This is a genomic window from Deminuibacter soli, from assembly GCF_003412455.1.
Classification (GTDB): domain Bacteria; phylum Bacteroidota; class Bacteroidia; order Chitinophagales; family Chitinophagaceae; genus Deminuibacter; species Deminuibacter soli.
In genome coordinates, this window is sequence record NZ_QTJU01000001.1 from 41,000 (window position 1) to 62,160 (window position 21,161).

17 protein-coding genes are annotated in these 21,161 nt (G+C 48.5%); 9 read left to right on the top strand and 8 right to left on the bottom strand.

Annotated elements, in window-relative coordinates; genetic code table 11:
* Window positions 1–4: 4 nt before the first annotated feature.
* A complete protein-coding gene (locus tag DXN05_RS00175; protein ID WP_116845197.1) occupies window positions 5–2,353 on the top strand; it encodes a PAS domain S-box protein in 2,349 nt (782 codons plus the stop codon).
* Window positions 2,353–2,733, top strand: a complete 381-nt coding sequence (locus tag DXN05_RS00180; protein ID WP_116845198.1) for an Hpt domain-containing protein — start codon at window positions 2,353–2,355, stop codon at window positions 2,731–2,733. The genes DXN05_RS00175 and DXN05_RS00180 overlap by 1 nt, the downstream gene beginning before the upstream one ends.
* 476 nt (window positions 2,734–3,209) lie before the next feature.
* Here the strand turns inward: DXN05_RS00180 and DXN05_RS00185 are convergent, their stop codons facing one another.
* From DXN05_RS00185 to DXN05_RS00205, 4 genes are all read right to left on the bottom strand, one after another.
* Window positions 3,210–5,204, bottom strand: a complete 1,995-nt coding sequence (locus DXN05_RS00185; RefSeq protein WP_116845199.1) for a protein-disulfide reductase DsbD family protein — start codon at window positions 5,202–5,204, stop codon at window positions 3,210–3,212.
* Window positions 5,205–5,225: 21 nt separating this feature from the next.
* Entirely contained in the window at window positions 5,226–5,678 is a 453-nt protein-coding gene (locus tag DXN05_RS00190; protein WP_116845200.1) for a protein-disulfide reductase DsbD domain-containing protein, read from the bottom strand.
* Window positions 5,679–5,919: 241 nt separating this feature from the next.
* Complete coding sequence (locus tag DXN05_RS00200; protein WP_116845202.1) at window positions 5,920–6,900, bottom strand: hypothetical protein; 981 nt, start codon at window positions 6,898–6,900, stop codon at window positions 5,920–5,922.
* Between the two features lie 41 nt (window positions 6,901–6,941).
* Entirely contained in the window at window positions 6,942–8,465 is a 1,524-nt protein-coding gene (locus DXN05_RS00205; RefSeq protein WP_116845203.1) for a hypothetical protein, read from the bottom strand.
* Between the two features lie 193 nt (window positions 8,466–8,658).
* Here DXN05_RS00205 and DXN05_RS00210 point away from each other — a divergent pair, with 193 nt between their 5' ends.
* Both DXN05_RS00210 and DXN05_RS00215 read left to right on the top strand, forming a co-directional pair.
* Entirely contained in the window at window positions 8,659–10,686 is a 2,028-nt protein-coding gene (locus DXN05_RS00210; RefSeq protein WP_116845204.1) for a KUP/HAK/KT family potassium transporter, read from the top strand.
* A 60-nt stretch (window positions 10,687–10,746) separates the two neighbouring features.
* A complete protein-coding gene (locus DXN05_RS00215) occupies window positions 10,747–11,031 on the top strand; it encodes a rhodanese-like domain-containing protein (protein WP_116845205.1) in 285 nt (94 codons plus the stop codon).
* A 15-nt stretch (window positions 11,032–11,046) separates the two neighbouring features.
* Here DXN05_RS00215 and DXN05_RS00220 read toward each other — a convergent pair whose 3' ends face one another.
* Window positions 11,047–11,988 carry a hydrogen peroxide-inducible genes activator gene (locus tag DXN05_RS00220; protein WP_116845206.1) on the bottom strand — a complete coding sequence of 314 codons (942 nt, stop codon included), beginning with the start codon at window positions 11,986–11,988 and terminating at the stop codon, window positions 11,047–11,049.
* Window positions 11,989–12,109: 121 nt separating this feature from the next.
* Between DXN05_RS00220 and DXN05_RS00225 the strand changes: the two genes are divergently transcribed.
* The 5 genes from DXN05_RS00225 (at window position 12,110) to DXN05_RS00245 (ending at window position 17,881) form a co-directional block, all read left to right on the top strand.
* Window positions 12,110–13,621: a catalase gene (locus DXN05_RS00225; RefSeq protein ID WP_116845207.1), complete on the top strand. Its 1,512-nt coding sequence runs from the start codon at window positions 12,110–12,112 to the stop codon at window positions 13,619–13,621.
* Between the two features lie 144 nt (window positions 13,622–13,765).
* Window positions 13,766–15,088 carry a gluconate:H+ symporter gene (locus DXN05_RS00230; RefSeq protein WP_116845208.1) on the top strand — a complete coding sequence of 441 codons (1,323 nt, stop codon included), beginning with the start codon at window positions 13,766–13,768 and terminating at the stop codon, window positions 15,086–15,088.
* 111 nt (window positions 15,089–15,199) lie between these two features.
* Window positions 15,200–15,664, top strand: a complete 465-nt coding sequence (locus DXN05_RS00235) for a RidA family protein (protein ID WP_170148858.1) — start codon at window positions 15,200–15,202, stop codon at window positions 15,662–15,664.
* 3 nt (window positions 15,665–15,667) lie between these two features.
* Window positions 15,668–16,765 carry a D-TA family PLP-dependent enzyme gene (locus DXN05_RS00240; protein WP_116845210.1) on the top strand — a complete coding sequence of 366 codons (1,098 nt, stop codon included), beginning with the start codon at window positions 15,668–15,670 and terminating at the stop codon, window positions 16,763–16,765.
* Between the two features lie 45 nt (window positions 16,766–16,810).
* On the top strand, window positions 16,811–17,881 hold the full coding sequence (locus tag DXN05_RS00245; RefSeq protein WP_116845211.1) for a dipeptidase: 1,071 nt from the start codon (window positions 16,811–16,813) through the stop codon (window positions 17,879–17,881).
* 381 nt (window positions 17,882–18,262) lie between these two features.
* Here DXN05_RS00245 and DXN05_RS00250 read toward each other — a convergent pair whose 3' ends face one another.
* The 3 genes from DXN05_RS00250 to DXN05_RS00260 all read right to left on the bottom strand — a co-directional run bounded on the left by DXN05_RS00250 (window position 18,263) and on the right by DXN05_RS00260 (window position 21,035).
* Window positions 18,263–18,763 (bottom strand): transposase, encoded by a 501-nt coding sequence (locus DXN05_RS00250; protein WP_211329947.1) that lies wholly within the window; start codon window positions 18,761–18,763, stop codon window positions 18,263–18,265.
* Window positions 18,764–19,083: 320 nt separating this feature from the next.
* Complete coding sequence (locus DXN05_RS00255; protein WP_116845213.1) at window positions 19,084–19,992, bottom strand: S66 peptidase family protein; 909 nt, start codon at window positions 19,990–19,992, stop codon at window positions 19,084–19,086.
* Window positions 19,989–21,035, bottom strand: coding sequence for a S66 peptidase family protein (locus tag DXN05_RS00260; protein ID WP_245975081.1), 1,047 nt, complete (start codon window positions 21,033–21,035; stop codon window positions 19,989–19,991). Before DXN05_RS00260 ends, DXN05_RS00255 begins: the two co-directional genes overlap by 4 nt.
* Window positions 21,036–21,161: the final 126 nt, after the last annotated feature.

Here is a 21,161-nt window from a genome sequence, read left to right on the forward strand (position 1 = left end):
GAGGATGCAGGTGGACAAAAACTTATCGGATATATGGTTGCATGCACTGGTTTCCAGTTTGCCTGATGCAACAATGATCACCGACCAGCATCGCAACATTTTGATCTTGAATCAGCTGTTTTGCGATTTGTTCGGTATTAAACAGGCCCCTGAAGAACTGGCCGGCTACAACTCGTCTGACCTGCTGGCCGAACACGGCGGCATACTCTCCGACCTTGCCAATGTAGCCAGCCGTTTACTGAACCTTTACGAAACACGGCAACAGGCAGACGGCGATATACTGCGGCTGCGCGACGGCCGCATTATTGTGCGCTCACACCGCCCCATACACATCAAAGATCATTTTATCGGCCATTTATGGAGCTACCAGGATGAAACCGAGAAAATACGCATTACAGATCAGCTTAAAGAACAAAAAGCTTTTTACGAAGACATACTCAACAATATACCGGCAGATATTGCCATCTTCTCGCCCACGCATCATTACCTGTATATGAACCCCATCGCCATCAGCGATGCCGACCTGCGCAAATGGCTGATCGGGAAAACAGATGCAGACTACTGCATTATGCGCGGAAAGGATATGGCGATTGCAGAGAAAAGAAGGGCCATCTTCAAAAAAATAACGGCCGATAAATGTGAGCATTCCTGGGAAGAAAGGCTTATCAACAAAAAAGGAGAAGAAAGCTATCACCTGCGCCGCATGAGCCCTGTGTACGATGAAGCGGGCGCGCTGAAACTCATTATCGGTTATGGCATGGACATTACCGGGCGCAAAAAAATTGAGGAACAGATACTGCTGAGCGAACGCCGTTACCGCGATTTGTTTAATTACAGCCAGGCCATGATTTGCACGCACGATATGGAAGGCCGCCTGCTGGAAGTAAACCCCGCCTTTTGTGAAACACTGGAATTAACCGAAACCCAGCTAACCGGCTCGCTATTGCAATCATTGATACCAGACAGCGACAAATCAATGTTTGAAGATATTTACCTGCCTTCCATCATCAACAATAAAAAGGCAAAGGGCCTGTTCCGTATGCTTACGGCATCGGGCCGGCGCCTGTACCTGCTGTACCAGAACTACTATGTAAACCACCCTGATCAGCCGCCGTATGTAGTGGCTTTTGCACAGGATGTAACAGACCGCATTAAGGCAGAAAAAGAACTGAAAGCAGCCAAGAAAACGACAGATGAGAACGCCAGGGCAAAAGAGAAATTCCTGGCCAATATGAGCCATGAAATACGTACGCCCATGAGCGGCATACTGGGCATTACCGCGCTGCTGCAAAAAACACTGCTTAACAACGAGCAGCAGGGATACGTTAACCTGCTCAACGATTCTGCCCAAAACCTGCTGAACATTATCAACGATATTCTCGATCTCGGTAAAATAACCGCAGGGGAAATAGTGCTGGAGAAGATTGAGTTTGATATTATCACCAAAATATCTTCCACGCTTAAACTGTTCCAGGTAAATGCAGCCGATAAAAAACTCGCGCTGTATTTCGATAACCAGATCGGGAACCGCTACACGGTAACCGGCGACCCAACCCGTTTTACGCAGATTTTAAACAACCTGCTCAGCAATGCCATCAAGTTTACCCACTCTGGCAGCATTGAACTGTATGCAGGCATAGAAGAAGAAACCGACGACGAAGCCGTGCTACACTTTTACGTAAAAGATTCAGGCATCGGCATCGATGAAAACAAACTGATACAGATATTTCAGCCCTTTACACAGGCCTATGCCGAAACTACCCGCAAATACGGCGGCACCGGGCTTGGACTGGCCATTACACAGAATTTAATTGAGCTGCAGCAGGGGCAGATATGGGTAGAAAGCAAACCCCGCAAAGGCAGCACCTTCCATTTTACGATTACCTATGCGAAACCCGGAAATACTATGGCGCAATCACTCAACACGTCTGTTAGCAGACCTTCCCGGGTAAGCAACCAGCTGGGGCAGTTAAAAGTGCTGCTGGCCGAAGACAACGACATTAACCAGCTGCTGGCCAAAAGCATTTTGCAATACTGGGGCTTTGAAACAAAAGTTGCCACCAATGGCAATGAAGCTGTGCAACTGGTACGTAAAGAACAATTCGACATCATCCTGATGGACATACAGATGCCGGAAAAAAGCGGCATTGAAGCTGCCATGGAAATACGCGCCATGGCCGATAAACAAAAGCAGCAGATACCCATCATTGCCTTAACAGCCAATGCGCTGAAAGGTGAAGAAATGAAATACTTTGCAGCCGGCATGAACGATTATCTTACCAAACCATTTAATGAACACGAGCTGTATACAGTAATAACCCGCGTTTACCAGTCAAAACGAAACCCCTTGTGATGAATATGACACATTACGCTTCACAGCCGGAGAACAACAACAGGTTATACGACCTAACGTTGGTAAAGGAAATTGCCCGCGGCAATATGGACTTTATCAAAAGCCTGTGCCAGGTATTTATCACAAGCGCACCCATTAACCTTGCAGAGATGAAAACAACGGCTGCTGCCGGCGATTGGGACCGGGTGGCCAGGCTGGCGCACAAACTTAAATCCACCATCGATACCATGCACATTGAAGAGGCGCGCAGGCTGGTACGTGAAATAGAAAACAGCGCCCGCGACCAGCAACAAACCAATACCATCGATGGCAATATCAGCCGTATTGAAACCCTGGTAGCCATTGCCACCAGCCAACTGAAAGAAGATTTTCATTTGTAGAAAAAAACAGCCGTTAGCTGATAGCCATTAAGAAAAACAGCTGCAAGCTTCTAGCTACGAGCTGCAAGCCTGTTTAGTGTAAATCGCCTGCGGCGACAAGCATAATACTCGCTAAAGATAGTCTCAACAAGAAAAACAGCTGCAAGCTTCTAGCTACGAGCTGCAAGCCTGTTTGGTGTAAATCGCCTGCGGCGACAAGCATAATACTCGCTAAGATAGTCTCAACAAGAAAAACAGCTGCAAGCTTCTAGCTACGAGCTGCAAGCCTGTTTAGTGTAAATCGCCTGCGGCGACAAGCATAATACTCGCTAAGATAGTCTCAACAAGAAAAACAGCTGCAAGCTTCTAGTTACGAGCTGCAAGCCTGTTTAGTGTAAATCGCCTGCGGCGACAAGCATAATACTCGCTAAAGATAGTCTCGACGTGTCGATGTCTCGATTCTCGATGGTTTTCCAACTCACGATTCACGCTCTCGCTTACTTCCGTTTTGCAAACTCGGCTTTCACGGTTTCGAGATGGTTGATGAACTTCTGTATATCGGCATCGTAGCCGTATTTGATATCGCTGAGCGTTTGTTCGTTTAAGTCAAGAAACATATACAGCGGCTGGGCGTTCAGGTTAAACTTACTCACTTCATAATCGAGGTTTTTCTCGCCGAGGTTTTCAATTTTCCTGCCGTCTTTGCTGGTGTATTTCTCTTCTTCGGGCAATTCTGTTCTGTCATCCACATACAGGCTGATGATCACAAAATCTTTCTTCATGCGTTCCAGTACACCGGGATCTTTCCAAACGCTCTGTTCCATTTTACGGCAATTGGGGCACGAGTGGCCGGTAAAGTCGAGCATTACCGGTTTGTGCAAGGCTTTGGCAGCTGCCATGCCTTCTGCAAAATCAAAATATGCCTGCAGGCCAAAAGGCATATGCAACACATCGGTATACCGTTTAGGCGGTGCGGCAACAGTGCCCGAAGCATTGTCTTTTACAGCAGCAGGTGCAGCACCTATTTTGTATTGCAATTCATCCAGGTTAAAATCCTGCGTAGCGCTTGGCGGTAAAATACCACTCATGGCTTTCAGCGGTGCGCCCCACATGCCGGGTACCAGGTAAGTGGCAAATGAAAACGCTGCAATGGCCAGGAACAGGCGCGGTATGCTGATGTAAGGCAGGTCACTGTCGTGCGAGAATTTCAGTTTACCCAGTAAGTACAAACCGGTTAAAATGGCAAGCACTATCCACAACGCCAGGAACACTTCCCGGTCGAGCAGGTGCCAGCCGTAAATCAGGTCAACGTTGGATAGGAATTTCAAACCCAGCGCCAGCTCTACAAAGCCGAATACCACTTTCACACTGTTTAACCAGCCGCCGCTTCTGGGCAATGACTGCAGCATGGATGGGAACAAGGCAAACAAAGAGAATGGCAGTGCAAGGCCAACACTAAAACCAAACATCCCTACAATAGGCGCCAGTGAAATACCCTGCTTGCTGGTTTGTCCCAGTAAGGTGCCTACAATTGGGCCTGTACAGGAGAACGACACAATTACCAGCGTTAAAGCCATAAAAAATATACCTACTAAGCCGCCTTTACCTGCACGTTCATCTGCCTTATTGGCCCAGCTGCTGGGCAGGTTCAGCTCAAATGCTCCGAAAAATGAAATGGCGAACACCACGAATATCACAAAGAACAAGAGGTTGGAAACAGCGCTGGTGGCAATGGTATATAATACCGTATCCCCAAAAATGAGCGTAAGCAGCAACGTAGGGATGGTATAGATAAGCATAATGGAAAGCGAATACCAGATAGCGTTACGTACACCTTGTTTCCTGCTACCGCTTTTTTTCAGGAAAAAGCTCACGGTAACCGGTATCAGCGGGAACACACAAGGGGTAAGCACGGCCACTAAACCGGTAACCAGGCAAAAAAGAAATACAGATAACAGTGATTTATCCTGGATATCGTTACCCGCCTTTGCAGCAGTGGTACCGCCGGCCTGCGGTGCAGTTGCTGCTGCGGCTTTTACTTTAACAGAAAACATTTCGCTGCCACTCGGGAAATCATCCCCGTTTTTGGCCAGCCAGTCAAAGTTGCCCTTTACTACAGCACTGTCGGCCGCGGAAATATGCAGCGGGTATACAAACGTTGCGCTGTCTGTAAAAAAGCGGATATCGCCGGCAGCTGCATCTTTTGCCTGCTGCAGTTTACCCTGCTGTGTGGCAGTATCGGCAGCATGCACATATTTCGCTGTTTTTACAGAATCGAAGTGAATGGCAGATACAAACGGATCGTCTGCATTCTGCTTGTTTACCGGGAACAGGGCAATGCCCTTGCTGATGCCGGTTTTTACAACCAGGTTAACCAGTGTATCGTTTACACGGTTAACGGCAAAAGAAAACTGCACAGGCCTGGTATCCTGTGCAGCTGCTATAATGATACTACTGAATATGATAACGAATACCGCTAAAAATCGCTTCATCGGGTATATTTATGGGGGTAATTACTGCAGCTTGATATCGAATGATTTGGTGGTAGGCGGCAAACACTGGCTGTCATCACACGCCATGTATTCCACATTTCCGGCGATGTTGGTTTTTACATTGCCTTTCAGTTTCACTGTTTGCACAAAAACCACAGATTCGTAGTAATATTTTACGTCCACGCCAAAGTTCTGGTCATGGTCTACCTTTAAAGTACCCACTTCTTTTGCTTTGCCATCCATTGTTACCAGCGGGTTGCTTTTGAACGTTAATTTGGTAGGAATGGGGCCGCCGTCGGGTGTGGTTTGCGAATAAATGTGCCAGGGTTTGGCCATTACTGCAGTGACTGTTACTTCATACACTTTATCTGCCTTCTTTTTAGCCGCAAATGTCCATTTAACCGGATCTTTTACCTGTGCCATTGCACCCAGCGTTACCAGCAGGGCTGCAAATAATAACCATGATTTTTTCATAATGTCATTTGTATGATAGTAAGAAAACTGAAAGACGAAAAAGTACAGCTGCACTTTGTTAATTCAGTCCTAAAACAGCAAATATTGCCGGTAAGTGGGGCATATTGCCGGCTGCGTGAAAATAAGGGTTACCTGAACCCGGCACAAGCAGTTGCGTGTGAATTATTTGTATGCAGCCAACGGCACAGCATGCCCTGCCATACCAGGGCGTAAAGTTATACCGGATGGTCTAAAAAAAATGCTATTTTTTAATGAACGCCCAGTTATTGTAAATGTACACAGCCACGAGCGCCCAAAAAAACAGGGCCGGCAATAATGCCTTGCGCGGGTACAGGAACACGTTCGATGCAAAAGCACTGAGCGGCACAATGGCCAGCAAACCTGCCTCCCAGCCGCTGGCATAGGTTAAAAAGCCTACCGGCACCAGTACCAGTACCGCCAGTAACAATACCGCCCAGTTTTTACGCACCTGTATTATCATGCGGTTGCTGTTGATATTCCAGATATACATACCGCTTAACCACAAAAGCAATAGCAAACCCGCGGTGATGGACATAGCCAGCACATTGGTGGGCTTTTTTACATGCAGTTTCCATTGCGGCAGGTAATCCATTACATCGGCAAACTTGTCTTCCAGGTACAGGGCAGACAGCAGGAAGTAAAAAGGCGTTAATACGCCCAGCAGCAGTATAAACCATTCGTTGAGGCGGAAGGGGCGTAATATGGCCAGCGCCATAAAACACAGCAGCACCACGCTGAATGTGGGATGGTAAAAAATAACCGTGCTGCCGGCAATAAGCCCGATATTGAAAATAATGGTTTTGGCATTGTTTGAATTGTACAGCTGCGTCATTTTATGCAGCAGCCATATAATAAGCGAATTGCAGATAAGCGCCGGGGTAATATGGTTCCATTCTGGTAAAAGCGCTGTAAGCAGCACATAGGCCATGGCCGTGGTAAATGCCTGACGCTGAAACATACGCAACTCGTTAAGTACATAGTTTAAACGCAGGGCCTGCACCAGTACCAGTATGTGGTACAATACCATCAGCACCACTTCGGGGAGGGTTTTGAGGTATACGAGCACATCGCTCACCAGGCCATCGCGCAGGTGTACCACCACTTCGGGCGGGTCAATAAAAAAGTGAACATGCAGCGCAATGCTGAGCATTACAAGCCAGAAAATACTGGCCGAATATTTTTCCCGGAATAATGATACCATACAAGTAGTCTGGAACACATAACCCTGAAAGCCGTTATGCGTTAGAATTCAATTTTTGCAAAGGAAACGTAATTTCGGTAATTAACCGGCAAAACCAGCTGGCGGCTTCCCACCTGTTTGGCAAAACGCGGCATAAAGTCGTACCCCTTGTCCAGGTTCTTAAAAGTGGGCGTACGCTTTACCACGCCTTCTGAGTTAATCGTTTGATCAGTGAGCAGCCAATCTCTTTTCTCCAGCAGGTTGAAAATGAAATGTACTTCCGAACCGGTGGTCATGGTGCCGTATCCCAGGAAGTTGTCGGTATTGTCATCGTACTGCGATTTGCGCACCACGTTGGCCCATTCCATTTTACCGGTGGTATCAAACGAAAGAATGGCAATGTTGTCAGAAAAATAACGGGTTACCTGGTAGCCAAAGTTATTGTAACGCCACCAGGGGTAGTAACCGCCGTATGGACTTGAGTAATAATAATAAGAGCTGTACGGACTGTAATATGGTGAGCCGAAGCCGTTCATATAATCCCAGCGGTTGTAGGGGCCAGAGCGTGCAGAAGTATACACCGATTCAGACGCAATTACATAACCGCCGTCTTTACGCATGATAATATTGCTCAGGAAAAAGTCGTTGAACGCGGTTTTCATGCCGTTCTCGCTTTTGGCCTCGTTACGCAGCTGATCGCTGAGGGTATTGGCATTATTGTAAATGAGCTGACCGGTATTCTTATTCCACAGTGAGCAAAACAGTCCGTCTACATTGCCGCGTTTGCTTTTGCTGAAGAAAGAGGTAACCAGGTAATGTTTGTTGCTGTTGTCAACTTTCAACCGCAGATCGTCCATGTACAGCTTCATCAGGTCAATCTCCACATTGGTTACAGAATCTTCCATGGCCCTTTTGGTGTACAGTCCCAGGCGGTTGATATTATCGTTTTGTGAAGAACCGGTAGCCCGCAGGAAAGCGAAATCGCCATCATTGTCGAGCACAAATTCTGTCAGGAAGCTGTTTTTTTCTTCCATGGGTATTACCACGCGTGCACGGTGTACAGGTGTAAGTTCCTTATCAAACAGGCTCATGGTAACCGCATGGTAGCGTTCGTTCTTGGTGTTGATTTTTACCACACCTATGCGTTGCTTATCGTCACTGTTCAGCACCGTGTATATTTTTTTGCTGGCGCTGTAATTAATATTCGATGTATCCAGCTCAATAGGCTCCCCTACTTTTTTGCCATCTGCATTAATTTTTAACGCCATGCAGTACACTACATTTCTGCGCTGGTACTGGTAAAAGAGGTAGAAATAATCCCGGTAGGCCAGGAAATCGGTTTGCAACAGGCGCTCGGGCAAGTTCAGCTTCTGCTTGTCAACCATTTTCATATCGTTGTCGTAGAGGGCGATAAAATGGTTGTCGCGGTATCCTTTATAGATAAGAATGTTGTCATTCATTTTCCCGATGATCTCAAAGTTGAGATTGCGGGCATCATCCCGGTCTGGCTCGGCATAGGTAATCTTCTGCGAATGGGCAAGGGTTACCAGGAATAAACCGAAAAGAATAAAAAATGATTTTTTCATAGTGCTCATCGGCATAATTATTACTAACAAATGTAAGAATACAATATTGCTAACCATCAAATAACGCCAAAATGCCCCAGTTATTTACACAGTACGCCCTTAATTTTCACTGAATTCACCGCCGGAATTGCGCCCGGTTTTAATTTCGCCTACATTTGTTAAACTTTTTTAGCATTTAATACAATATCTACAAGTGGCCAAGCACATCAATAAGGTATCAGCAGCCGGATTAATTATAGCGTTAGGCATTATTTATGGCGATATAGGCACATCACCTTTGTATGTATTGAATGCCATCATCAACGGACGTGTTATCAGTGAAGACCTGATTCTCGGCTCTTTGTCGTGTATCATCTGGACCCTCACCCTGCAAACAACCGTGAAGTACGTAATACTTACCCTGAAGGCCGACAACAAGGGTGAAGGTGGCATTTTCAGTTTATACGCCCTGGTGCGGCGGCAAAAGAAATGGTTTGTATTCCCGGCCATTATCGGCGGCGCCTCCCTGCTCGCAGATGGTATGATTACCCCGCCCATCTCCGTAACCTCTGCCATCGAGGGTTTAAAAATCATCCCGCAGTTTCATTCTATCCCGCAATCGACCATTGTAGCCATTGTGGTGGGTATCCTTATCATGCTGTTCTTTTTACAGCAGTTTGGTACAGGTATTATTGGTAAGCTGTTCGGTCCGCTCATGTTTCTCTGGTTTATTATGCTGGCGGTGCTGGGCATGCTGCATATCAGTGACGATATCGGCATTTTCAAAGCACTGTCGCCCCATTATGCCATAAAACTGCTCACCGTTTATCCCAAAGGCTTCTGGATACTGGGCGCCGTGTTCCTGTGTACCACGGGTGCCGAAGCCCTTTACTCTGACCTGGGGCATGTAGGCAGAAGCAATATCCGCATTACCTGGGTGTTTGTGAAGGTGTGCCTTATCCTCAACTACCTGGGGCAAGGCGCCTGGCTGCTCACCAGGAAAGGCAATGTGTACGCCAACAGCGATCTGCTGGCAAAACCCGAATTTATGCTGCACCATCCCGGTGCAACGGAGCTGAAGAGTGTATTCTACTCCATTATGCCCGAGAGTTTTATCTACATCGGCATTGTTATCGCCACCAGTGCAGCCATTATTGCCAGCCAGGCCCTGATCAGCGGTTCGTTTACCCTGGTGAGTGAGGCCCTGCGTTTGAACCTCTGGCCTAAAATGAAGATCAACTACCCTACCGAGGAAAAAGGCCAGCTGTTTATCCCGGGCATCAACACCCTGCTGTTTATCGGCTGTTTGGGTATTACGCTGTATTTCCAGTCTTCTTCCAACATGGAAGCAGCCTATGGTATGGCCATTACGTTGTGTATGATCAGTACTTCTATCCTGTTTGCCAACTACCTGGTAGGCCGCAGGGTGCAGTCGTTCTGGATTTACCTGTACCTGGCCGTTTACCTTGCGATAGAAATCTCGTTCCTCATTGCCAACCTCGAGAAATTCCCGCACGGCGGTTTTGTAACGCTGATAGTAGGCGGTGCCCTGTTTGCGGTAATGTATGTATGGTTCCGCAGCCGCAAGATCAAAAACCGTTACGTGGAGTTTGTTCGGCTGGAACATTACCTGCCCATGATACAGGAGCTGAGTAACGATAAATCGGTACCCAAATACGCCACCCACCTGGTGTACATGACCAGTGCCAATAACCCTAAGGAAATTGAGCACAAGATCATTTACTCTATTCTTAACAAGAAACCGAAACGCGCAGATATTTACTGGTTTGTACACGTAGATGTACTGGACGACCCGTATACCTGCGAGTACGTGGTGGATCATATTATACCGAACGATATTATCCGTGTGGAATTCAGGCTGGGTTTCAGGGTTGAGCAGAAAATCAACCTCATGTTCCGTAAAGTGGTGGAAGACCTGGTAAACAACAAGGAAGTAAACATTACCAGCCGCTACGAAAGCCTGGAAAGAAACAATGTGGTAGGCGATTTCCAATTTATTGTGATGGAAAAATACCTCTCGAACGACAATGAGCTGCCGTTCCTGGAGCAGGTGATCATGCGTTTGTATTTCTGGCTGAAGGAAATAAGCCTAAGCGAGGAACGCGGCTTTGGACTTGACCCGAGTTTTGTAACGGTAGAAAAGTTCCCGCTGATTATTTCTCCCACACCCAGCATACCTTTGAAACGTGTGTTTACCGACAACTCAGATTTTGATTACTAACGATTAACATAAAAAAGCCGGGCATCACACGATAACCGGCTTTTTTCTTTCAGCAACAAGATGAAACAGATTAACGCGCAGGAGCTCAAAAACATGCTGGCGCAGCAGCAGCCCGTAATGCTGATAGATGTTCGCGAGCCCTTTGAACACGAAACATTCAATATCGGCGGCAAGCTGATACCCCTTGGCGATGTACTGCAGCAGTCGGCCGAAATACCGTTTGACCAACCGGTGATTGTGTATTGCCAGAAAGGCGTACGCAGCCAGCTGGCCATACAGCGCCTGGAAGAAAAGTTCGGCTATACCAACCTTATTAACCTGAGCGGCGGCGTAAGTGAATGGTAACACTGCCCGGGTGAATCAGGAAGCAACCGGTACAACGAGGTTCTTTTTGTTTTTCTTGATTTTATCGGGCACGGCGCTGAGCAATACCTGCTTAAACGCCTCTACCAGCTTGCGTTTCACAAAATCGCGGTGCACTACCAGGCTCACCTCCCTTACAGGCGCAGGCTGTTTAAAATGGCGCAGGTTGCGAAGTTGTGCGGCCGACATATCCAGTGTGGCCAGCTCGGGCAAAATGGTGATGCCGTCATTCAGGTCTACCATGCGGCGCAGGGTTTCCAGGCTGCCGGCTTCATATTCAAAATGGCTGCCTTCCTTGGTGCTTTTGCGCAGCTCGCACAAGTTAATGATCTGCGAGCGGAAACAATGTCCTTCTTCCAGCAACCAGAGTTTGCCGGGATCAATATCTTTCGTTAATACATAGGTTTTATTGTATGCATCGTTGTGTTTTGACACGTACACCAGCATCTCTTCATAAAACAACACATCTTCCCGTATGCCCGCTTCATGCAGCGGTGTAACCAGCACACCGGCATCTATTTTACCTTCACGCAGCCTGGTGATGATGTTGGCGGTGGTGAGCTCATTGATCACCAGTTTCACCTGCGGAAACTTCTTTGTAAACAAGGGTACAAACAAGGGAATCAGGTACGGCGCAAGTGTAGGAATAATGCCGATGCGTATTTCCCCATTTACAATGCCTTTACGGGATTCTACCATTTCTATCAATCCGTCACGCTCGGCCAGTATGCGGCGGGCCTGCTCAATTACCTCGCTGCCTGCTTCAGTGGGCAGTACGGGTTGCTTGCTCCTGTCGAATAGTTTTACCCCCAGTTCTTCTTCCAGCTTCTGTATCTGCATGCTCAGCGTGGGCTGTGTTACATAACAGTGATTGGCTGCTTCTGCAAAATGCCGGTGTATGTCTACTGCTACAATATATTCCAGTTGTGTAAAGGTCATAAACGATCTATCAATTTTATCTATGAGAATATAAAATTAATCGATTTGTACGATGCAGAAAAAAGTAAAACATTTGTACAGTAATAACGTCACAGTTTCCTCACTGATAAAAAACGTCCCCATGAGCGAAAATCAAAACCAACCACTCACCACCGCATCAGGCATTCCTTACTATTACCATGAAGACAGCCAGAGCGTTGGTGCGCGCGGCCCGTTACTGCTGCAGGATTTTATCCTGCACGAAAAGATGGCCCATTTTAACCGGGAGCGTATTCCCGAACGGGTAGTACACGCCAAAGGCTCGGGCGCATTTGGCACGTTCACGGTAACACATGATATTACCCGGTACACACGCGCAAAGATTTTTAACCAGGTGGGTAAGCAAACAAGGGTATTCACCCGCTTCTCTACAGTAGGCGGTGAAAAAGGCAGTGCAGATACTGAACGCGATCCGCGCGGCTTTGCCGTTAAGTTTTATACGGAAGAAGGCAACTGGGACCTGGTAGGCAACAACACCCCTATCTTCTTTATCAAAGACCCCAAGAAGTTCAGCGACTTTATACATACGCAGAAAAGAGATCCGTACACCAACTGCAAAAGCACAACCATGATGTTTGATTTCTGGAGCCTGAACCCGGAAAGCCTGCACCAGATCATGTTCCTGTTCAGCGACCGCGGTACACCATACGGTTACCGTCATATGCATGGTTTCGGAAGCCACACGTTCAGCTTTATCAATGATAAGAACGAAAGGCATTGGGTGAAATTCCATTTCAAATCATTACAGGGCATCCGCAATTTTACACTGGAAGAATCGGTGAAGATGAAAGGGGAAGACCCTGATTTTGCACAGCGTGACCTGCTGCAGTCTATCGACAATAAGGCGTTTCCGCAATGGGCACTGAAGATCCAGCTTATGACTGAAGAACAGGCAAAGTCTTATCGTTACAACCCGTTCGACCTTACCAAAACCTGGAGCCAGAAAGAGTTCCCGTTGATAGATGTGGGCGTGATGGAACTGAATGAAAACCCGCGCAACTATTTTGCAGATGTGGAACAGGCTGCGTTTGCGCCTGCGCATGTGGTAGATGGCGTAAGTTATTCGCCGGACAAAATGTTGCAGGGGCGTATCTTGTCGTACCCGGATGCACACCGTTACCGTCTCGGTGCCAACTACGAACAGCTACCTGTAAACCGCTGTCCGTATGCCATTAACAATTACGAACGCGATGGCGCCATGCGTATTGACGGCAATGGTGGCAGCAGTCCCAATTATTTCCCCAACAGCTTCGACAATATCAAACCCGATCCTGCTTATCAGCAGGCACCATGGGAACTCGACAGCAATGTGGCCGCACACTTCGACCGCAATGGTGAGGGAGAAAACGATCACTACAGTCAGCCCGGTATTTTTTACCGTGAAGTATTGTCAGCAGAAGACAAACAGCACCTGGTACACAACTTTGTATCAGCCATGAAGGGCATTGACGGGCCCAGGAAAGAGGATATCATTAACCGCCAGCTCTGCCATTTCTTCCGTGCTGATATTGGCCTGGGAATGGCCATTGCACAAGGCTTAGGTGTAAACCTGGAGCAGGCCATGCCGCAAAAACATACACCACAATCTGCATAACAGCATCCCCAATGTTTATTCTCAGAGCAGCCATCCGCGGATGGCTGCTCTGTTGATGACCACAAACAGCCATAGCCAAAAAAGCTAACCGCTATTCGCTATAACCTATAAGCTATTCCCTATCTTTAAGCAAAGGCTTTTGCTATGTCGTTTATAATTGTTTTGTCAGGCATCGTTCTGCTCGTATTACTGATTACTTTGTTGCGCTTAAATGCATTTCTTGCGTTTCTGATTGTTTCTATCTTAATGGGCCTGGTAAAACACATGACTGTTACGGCAGTGGTGGGTTCTATACAAAAAGGTATTGGTGATATACTCGGTTCGCTGGTTATACTCATTGGCCTGGGAGCCATGCTGGGCAAACTTATTGCCGACAGTGGCGCGGCTGTGCGCATATCTACCGCACTCACCAACCTGTTTGGCAAAAAATACCTGCAATGGGCTATGGTGCTTACCGCATTTATTGTAGGCATTCCCCTGTTTTATGGCGTAGGTTTCGTGTTGCTGGTGCCATTGGTTATTACCGTTACCAGCCGATACAATATCCCGGCGGTATATATCGGATTGCCTACGCTGGCAGCACTTTCTGTAACACATGGTTACTTACCGCCGCACCCCTCACCTGTTGCATTGATTCAACAGTTTCATGCGCAAATAGGCATGACCTTGTTATACGGGCTGTGTATTGCTATACCGGCTATAATACTGGCCGGGCCTGTGTTTTCAATTACACTGAAAAAATACACCGCCAAACCGCTCGCCACCTTTGCCGCAAAGGAAATACCTGAATCTGAGCTGCCCGGTACCTTCACCAGTTTTATGGCTGCTTTTTTACCGGTAGTATTGATTGCCCTGCATGCCGTTTTACAAATTACCACACCCGCTACCAGCAAATTCTATCCTATACTGCACTCTATTGACGATGGTGCTATGGCAGTAATCGCCATGCTCATCAGCGTACTCACTGCGGCCTATACCCTTGGCGTAAAACGCGGTAAAAAAATGGAAGCTGTAATGGGTACACTCAGCGAATCAGTGAAAGATGTGGTGCTGATATTACTGATCATTGGTGGTGCCGGTGCATTAAAACAGGTGCTAACAGACAGTGGCCTTAACAACGCCATTGTAGACCAGTTACAAAACATGCACGTACACCCGCTTTTGCTAGCCTGGAGCATCAGTGCTATAATCCGCGTGTGTATTGGCTCTGCCACCATTGCCGGTGTTACAACCGCCGGTATTGTTGCCCCGTTAATTGCTACCACGGGCGTTAACCCCAACCTCATGGTGCTGGCCACTGGCGCTGGCAGCCTTATGTTTTCGCATGTAAACGATCCGGGCTTCTGGATGTTCAAGGAGTACTTTAACCTAACCTTTAAAGACACGCTGAAAACATGGAGTATCATGGAAACCATTGTTTCCGTGGTTGGACTAGTGGGCGTGTTTGTGATTAACAGCTTCCTGTAGCAGGCCGCGCTGTTTGTCGAAATACCGGGCCGTATTATATGGCTGCCGCCAATAAGTTTCACGGGCAAACGGGAGATGACTTATTTTTGGCACTCATTCAATATACCAGCCATGACACCTGATGAACGTTTCGCCCAAACGGGCCTTGTTTTACCACCGGCACCTACTCCACTCGGCGTTTATAAACCTTACCTGATTGATGGATTGCATTGTTATGTATCGGGGCATGGGCCAGTACAAAGCGATAAATCCCTCATTATTGGCCGCATTGGCAAAGACATGAGTATGGAAGAAGGCAAGCTGGCTGCAAGGCAGGTTGGTCTTACCATCTTGTCTACACTCAAAACCAATCTCGGCAGCCTCAACAAAATAAAAAGAGTGATTAAAGTGCTGGGCATGGTAAACTGCACACCGGAGTTTGAAAAACATCCTTATATAATCAACGGCTGCAGCGAACTGTTTGCCGAAATATGGGGAACCGACAACGGCATTGGTGTAAGAAGTGCAGTAGGCTTCGGCTCACTGCCCGATAATATTCCCGTTGAAATTGAAGCTTTGTTTGAATTACATCCCTAGCACATGCAGCAACAGTGGTTTCATATCAGCAATATTGACACAATAGATTCGCCTGCCCTGGCTTTTTATCCTGCGCGCATCAGCGAAAACATACGTACGGCCATTACCATGGCAGGTGATGTTCAACGCCTGCGTCCGCATGTAAAAACCAACAAAACAGCCGAAGTATGCAGTATGATGCTGCAGCAGGGCATCACCCGTTTTAAATGCGCCACCATTCGTGAAGCAGCCATGCTGGCGCAGGTACAGGCACCCGATGTATTGCTCGCGTACCAGCCGGTTGGCCCCAAAATACAGCGGCTGCTGCAACTGGTGAAGGAATATCCCCATACCACCTTCTCCTGCGTTACCGACAACGAAGCGCAGGCACGTGCTATTGCGGCTGTGTTTGAGCAGGCAGGCAGCAGCATCGGTATTTACATCGATCTCAATGTGGGTATGAACCGTACCGGCATTGTGCCCGGTGAAGCTGCTTTACAGTTGTACACGCTCTGCCGCACATTGCCCGGCCTGCATATAAAAGGCTTGCATGCATACGATGGCCAGATTCATGATGCAACGGAAGAAGCCCGTAAAACGCAGGCAGACACAGGGTTTGCGCCTGTGGCAAACATGATGGAAGCTATTCAGCAGCAAACAGGCAAACGCCCGGCAGTCATCGCAGGCGGCTCTCCCAGCTTTGAAGCACATATTGCGCGCGAGCAGGTAGAGCTCAGTCCGGGTACTTTTGTATTCTGGGACAAAGGCTATGCACAGATGATGCCTGACCAGCGTTTTCATTATGCAGCGCTGGTGCTCACCAGGGTGATCTCCATCGTTAACAAGGAACTGCTCACGCTTGACCTGGGGCACAAAGCCATTGCGCCTGAAATGCCGCAGCCGAGGGTGTATTTCCTGAATCATCCAGGCGCTACCATTGTGGCGCAAAGTGAAGAGCACCTGGTAGTACAGGTACCTGATACCAGCGTGCACAGCATTGGCGATGTATGGTATGGCGTGCCGCACCATGTATGCCCCACCGTTTCTATGTACGATGAAGCACAGGTGATAGAAAACCATACCGCCGTGCAAACCTGGAAAATAACGGCCAGAGGCAGGTAACTGCGCTTCAGCCATCAAATCATTCACCATCCAACAACAATCCCGATGTTCACCATAGACGCCCATCTTGATCTCAGCATGAATGCCCTTGAATGGAACCGCGACCTGCGCCAGCCGGCGCACGCTATCCGTGCAAGGGAAAAAGGCATGACCGATAAGCCAGACCGTGCCAACGGCACCGTAGCACTGCCCGAGCTGCGCAAGGGCAATACCGGCCTGGTAGTGGCCACCCAGATAGCCCGTTTTGTTGCACCAGACAACCCGCTCCCCGGCTGGTTTTCACCTGAACAGGCATGGGCGCAGACGCAGGGACAGCTGGCCTGGTACAAGGCCATGGAGCAGGCAGGTGAAATGAAAATGATCACCGGCTTAAAAGAACTGCAGGAGCATATTGCCCGCTGGAAAAACAGTACCGATACCAGCAAGCTGCCGGTAGGCTACATACTTAGCCTGGAGGGTGCAGATTCCATTGTAAACCTTGACTACCTGCATACTGCCTACAACAATGGCCTGCGTGCATTGGGACCTGCGCACTATGGCCCCGGCCGTTATGCCAATGGTACGGATGCCACGGGTCATTTAAACGATATGGGCAAGGCGCTGATTAAGGAAATGCAGCAACTCAACATGATTCTTGATGCCACGCATCTTTGTGACGATGCGTTCTGGGATGCGATGGATATATTCAGCGGTAATGTATGGGCCAGTCACAACAACTGCCGCGCCCTGGTAAACCATAACCGCCAGTTCAGCGACGAGCAGCTGAAGGAACTGATTAAGCGCAAAGCAGTGATTGGCGCCGCATTCGACGCCTGGATGCTGGTTCCCAACTGGGTGCGCCAGCAATCGACGCCCAAAGAAATGCAATGCAACCTCGACAAGGTAATTGATCACATCGATCACATTTGCCAGCTGGCAGGCAATACCCTGCACGTAGGCATCGGCTCTGACCTTGACGGCGCTTTTGGCACAGAACAATGCCCTTACGATATTGACACCATTGCAGATTTCGCCAGCATCCCTGCACAGTTAGCCAGGCGCGGCTACACACCGCAGGATATTGAAAACATCATGCACGGTAACTGGCTCCGCTTTTTGGAAAGGGCGTGGGGGTAAGCCAACGATAATAGCGATGCCGTTGCCGGTGTCCTCACCGGCAATAATAATATCGTATTGTGGCGATGCCAACGAAGGGGCTGCGGATAACGCGGCCCCTTCGTATTTAGTGCCGTTGCCGGTGTCCTCACCGGCAATAATAGTATCGTGTGGCGGCTGTGGGGACACAGCCTCAGGCGATGCCAGCGAAGGGGCTGCGAATAACGCGGCCCTTTCGCATTTAGTGCCGTTGCCGGTGTCCTCACCGGCAATAATAGTATCGTGTGGCGGCTGTGGGGACACAGCCTCAAGCGATGCCAGCGAAGGGCCGCGGATAACGCGGCCCCTTCGCATTGATGCCGTTGCCGGTGTCCTCACCGGCAATCTCATCACAACGTACAACTAATCCCTGTAATCATGCAGAAACTCGTAATTCTTAACTCCCTGCTCATAATACATCGCCGATGAATATGGATAAAGGGCCGGTTCGTTTGCCAGTTGCCAATGTTCCTGTAACGGATTTTCATGTATATAGTTGAGCTTCTGTGCGATTGTTGCAGTATTGTATAACAGAAACTGATCGCTTCCCCGCTGCCAGAAATTATACTTGCGGTCTGGTAAGTTCACCTTAAAGTAAGGCAATTCCCAAGGTACATTTTGTTGAAGATATTCCTGGAAACGATGCGCGGTATATTTCATAAAACTACTGACCGCGCTTTCTTTGTTTGTTGTCTTAAGCATCGTCCAAATAACATGCAAGTGATTAGGCATTATCACAAAGCCATACACTCTGATGCGCTTTTTCTCTGAAAGAAAGGTGAAGGTATCGAGAATGATATGCTGTAGCTGGTGTTTGCCAATCAGGTGCCGCCATTCATGTATGGTGGCTGTATAGAAGTACATTTCATTAGTTAGCATGTTTCAATTTACGCAAATTGTTCACATGCAGTATTTATTGTCGTTGCGGCTGTCCTCACCGGCAATAAAAGTGTTGTGCTCACCCCAATGTGGTGGCTGTGGGGACACAGCCACAGGCGATGCCAGCAGAGGGCCGCGTTATTCGCGCCCCTCTCCATTAATGCCGTTGCCGGTGTCCTCACCGGCAATAATAATATCGTGTGGTGGCTGTGGGGACACAGCCATGGGCGATGCCAGCAGAGGGCCGCGTTATTCGCGACCCTCTGCATTGATGCCGTTGCCGGTGTCCTCACCGGCAATAGAACTCACTCCTCCACCAGCCGCACGCCGCCATCTGCCACCTGCAAACGGTAATGCCCGCCGGATTTCAGCGCATAGTTATCGCCGCCATGGCTCACCGGGAAGTGATAACATACAGGGTAATCGTATTCTGCAAGATGCGAGTGGATAATGTTTTCAATGGTATCACCAAAAGGAATCACCGTGTCCTTCATCTCTGTAAACCCGCCCACAACCAGTCCTGCCAGGTTGCGCAAAGCCCCGCTGCGTTTTAATTGCAGCAGCATGCGGTCAACATTGTAGAGGTATTCGCCGATATCTTCCATAAATAAAATCTTGCCGCTTGTATCCAATGCAGAAGTCGTACCGGTAGCATGCACCAGCAATGACAGATTGCCCCCCACCAGCTCGCCTGCAGCAATACCTGTTTTATTCAGCGGGTACGCCTCACAGGCATAGTTTGCCCTGCCCCCTTCCAGCGCATGCCGCAGCGATTGCACATACGGCCCCTGCCAGGCATCATCATTAAACGCACCGGCCATCGGTGCATGCAGGGTGGCAATGCCCAGCTGCGTGTGAATATGCGTATGCAGCAATGTAATATCACTAAACCCGATCACCCATTTGGGTTTTGCGCGAAAGCGGGTGAAATCAATACGGTCAATAATACGGCTAACGCCATAGCCTCCGCGGCCGCACAATACCGCCTGCACACTATCATCATCGAGCATCTGCTGCAGATCGGCCAGGCGTTCTTCATCGGTACCGGAAAAATAATGGTGCTGGTTGCCCAGGGTTTTGCCAACGCGTACCCGGTAACCCCATTGCTGCAGTACATCGATACAGGTTTGGGCCCGCTCAGCAGGCATGAAGCCTGCCGGACAAACAATGCCTATCGTATCTCCCTTTTTAAGATAAGGTGGTATGGTAATCATCTTAATTCGGTTAAGGTAGCGCCTGCTTCATGTACAATGAGCTGGTGACGCACACCACATTTTAAAGCCATGTTGTTTTTCTGGTGCCCTACAGGGAAATCGAAACAAACAGGGTAACTGTATTGCTTTACTTTCTCCATTACAATATCGTACAAGGTACGGCCAAACTCATCGCCGGGCTCATCGGGTTTAAGGCTGAAGCCCCCGACGATTAATCCCTTCAAATGTTGCAGCTTGCGGGATCTTTTCAGGTTCCAAAGCATGCGGTCTATACTGTAGAGATATTCGTGCGTGTCTTCAATAAACAGGATTTTACCGGCAGTAGGCAGGTCAGATGCGCTGCCTGCGAGTGTTTCAATGGTATTCAGATTTCCGCCCACCAGTATGCCGCTTGCTTTTCCTGTGCGGTTATTGGGGTTCATCACTGCACTGTACTGCATTTTTTCGCCGCTCAGCGCCTGGTAAATAGATTGTATGGTTTGCTGCTGCACTGCATCTGCGAGGGCGGCATTTTCCGGGAAACTGTTGGTCATTTTACTGTGCAGCGAAGCAATGTGGTAGTTGTGTGCGAGATGGCAATGCAGCACAGTGATATCGCTGAAACCGATGATCCACTTGGGATGCCTGCGGAAACGGGTGAAATCTACCTGGTCAATAATGCGTACAAAACCATAACCGCCCCTTGCACACAGTACGGCTTTGATGTGCGGGCTATCGATCATCTGCTGAAAATCGGCAAGGCGTTCTGCATCTGATCCGCCGAAACTGCCGTCGCGTAATCCCACGGTTTTGCCGGTTTCAACCGTAAATCCCCAGGCGGTGAGTTGCTGTACTGCGGGCTGGATATCTTTTTCGGGAATATAACCCGAGGGACAGGTAATACCGATCACATCTCCTTTTTTGAGATACGGCGGGATAGTCCATGCGGGTGCCGTTTTGCCCGGCGCAGCCATCAGCCGGGATATGGGCAATGCGGCAGAAGCCAGTGCCAGTGCCGATTTGCCTAAAAAATGCTTCCTGTTCATGGGCTGAAGATACTGCATATGCCATTTGAATAAACACGCCGGTTACAACTTCGTACGCGCTTGTTTTGGGTTAGCGCGCCGTTTAAGGTATTTTTGTATTCTGTGGCGCGCTGCCCGGCCACTTTAAAAGTTCAGCAGCATAAA

Bases quoted from the DNA above. Each gene is read 5' to 3' on its own strand.
- DXN05_RS00220 (WP_116845206.1), bottom strand. From the start codon at position 11,988: ATGACCTTTACACAACTGGAATATATTGTAGCAGTAGACATACACCGG.
- DXN05_RS00190 (WP_116845200.1), bottom strand. From the start codon at position 5,678: ATGAAAAAATCATGGTTATTATTTGCAGCCCTGCTGGTAACGCTGGGT.
- DXN05_RS00250 (WP_211329947.1), bottom strand. From the start codon at position 18,763: ATGTACTTCTATACAGCCACCATACATGAATGGCGGCACCTGATTGGC.
- DXN05_RS00185 (WP_116845199.1), bottom strand. From the start codon at position 5,204: ATGAAGCGATTTTTAGCGGTATTCGTTATCATATTCAGTAGTATCATT.
- DXN05_RS00175 (WP_116845197.1), top strand. From the start codon at position 5: ATGCAGGTGGACAAAAACTTATCGGATATATGGTTGCATGCACTGGTT.
- DXN05_RS00180 (WP_116845198.1), top strand. From the start codon at position 2,353: ATGAATATGACACATTACGCTTCACAGCCGGAGAACAACAACAGGTTA.
- DXN05_RS00200 (WP_116845202.1), bottom strand. From the start codon at position 6,900: ATGGTATCATTATTCCGGGAAAAATATTCGGCCAGTATTTTCTGGCTT.
- DXN05_RS00255 (WP_116845213.1), bottom strand. From the start codon at position 19,992: ATGATTACCATACCACCTTATCTTAAAAAGGGAGATACGATAGGCATT.
- DXN05_RS00215 (WP_116845205.1), top strand. From the start codon at position 10,747: ATGAAACAGATTAACGCGCAGGAGCTCAAAAACATGCTGGCGCAGCAG.
- DXN05_RS00235 (WP_170148858.1), top strand. From the start codon at position 15,200: ATGACACCTGATGAACGTTTCGCCCAAACGGGCCTTGTTTTACCACCG.
- DXN05_RS00245 (WP_116845211.1), top strand. From the start codon at position 16,811: ATGTTCACCATAGACGCCCATCTTGATCTCAGCATGAATGCCCTTGAA.
- DXN05_RS00225 (WP_116845207.1), top strand. From the start codon at position 12,110: ATGAGCGAAAATCAAAACCAACCACTCACCACCGCATCAGGCATTCCT.
- DXN05_RS00230 (WP_116845208.1), top strand. From the start codon at position 13,766: ATGTCGTTTATAATTGTTTTGTCAGGCATCGTTCTGCTCGTATTACTG.
- DXN05_RS00260 (WP_245975081.1), bottom strand. From the start codon at position 21,035: ATGCAGTATCTTCAGCCCATGAACAGGAAGCATTTTTTAGGCAAATCG.
- DXN05_RS00240 (WP_116845210.1), top strand. From the start codon at position 15,668: ATGCAGCAACAGTGGTTTCATATCAGCAATATTGACACAATAGATTCG.
- DXN05_RS00205 (WP_116845203.1), bottom strand. From the start codon at position 8,465: ATGAAAAAATCATTTTTTATTCTTTTCGGTTTATTCCTGGTAACCCTT.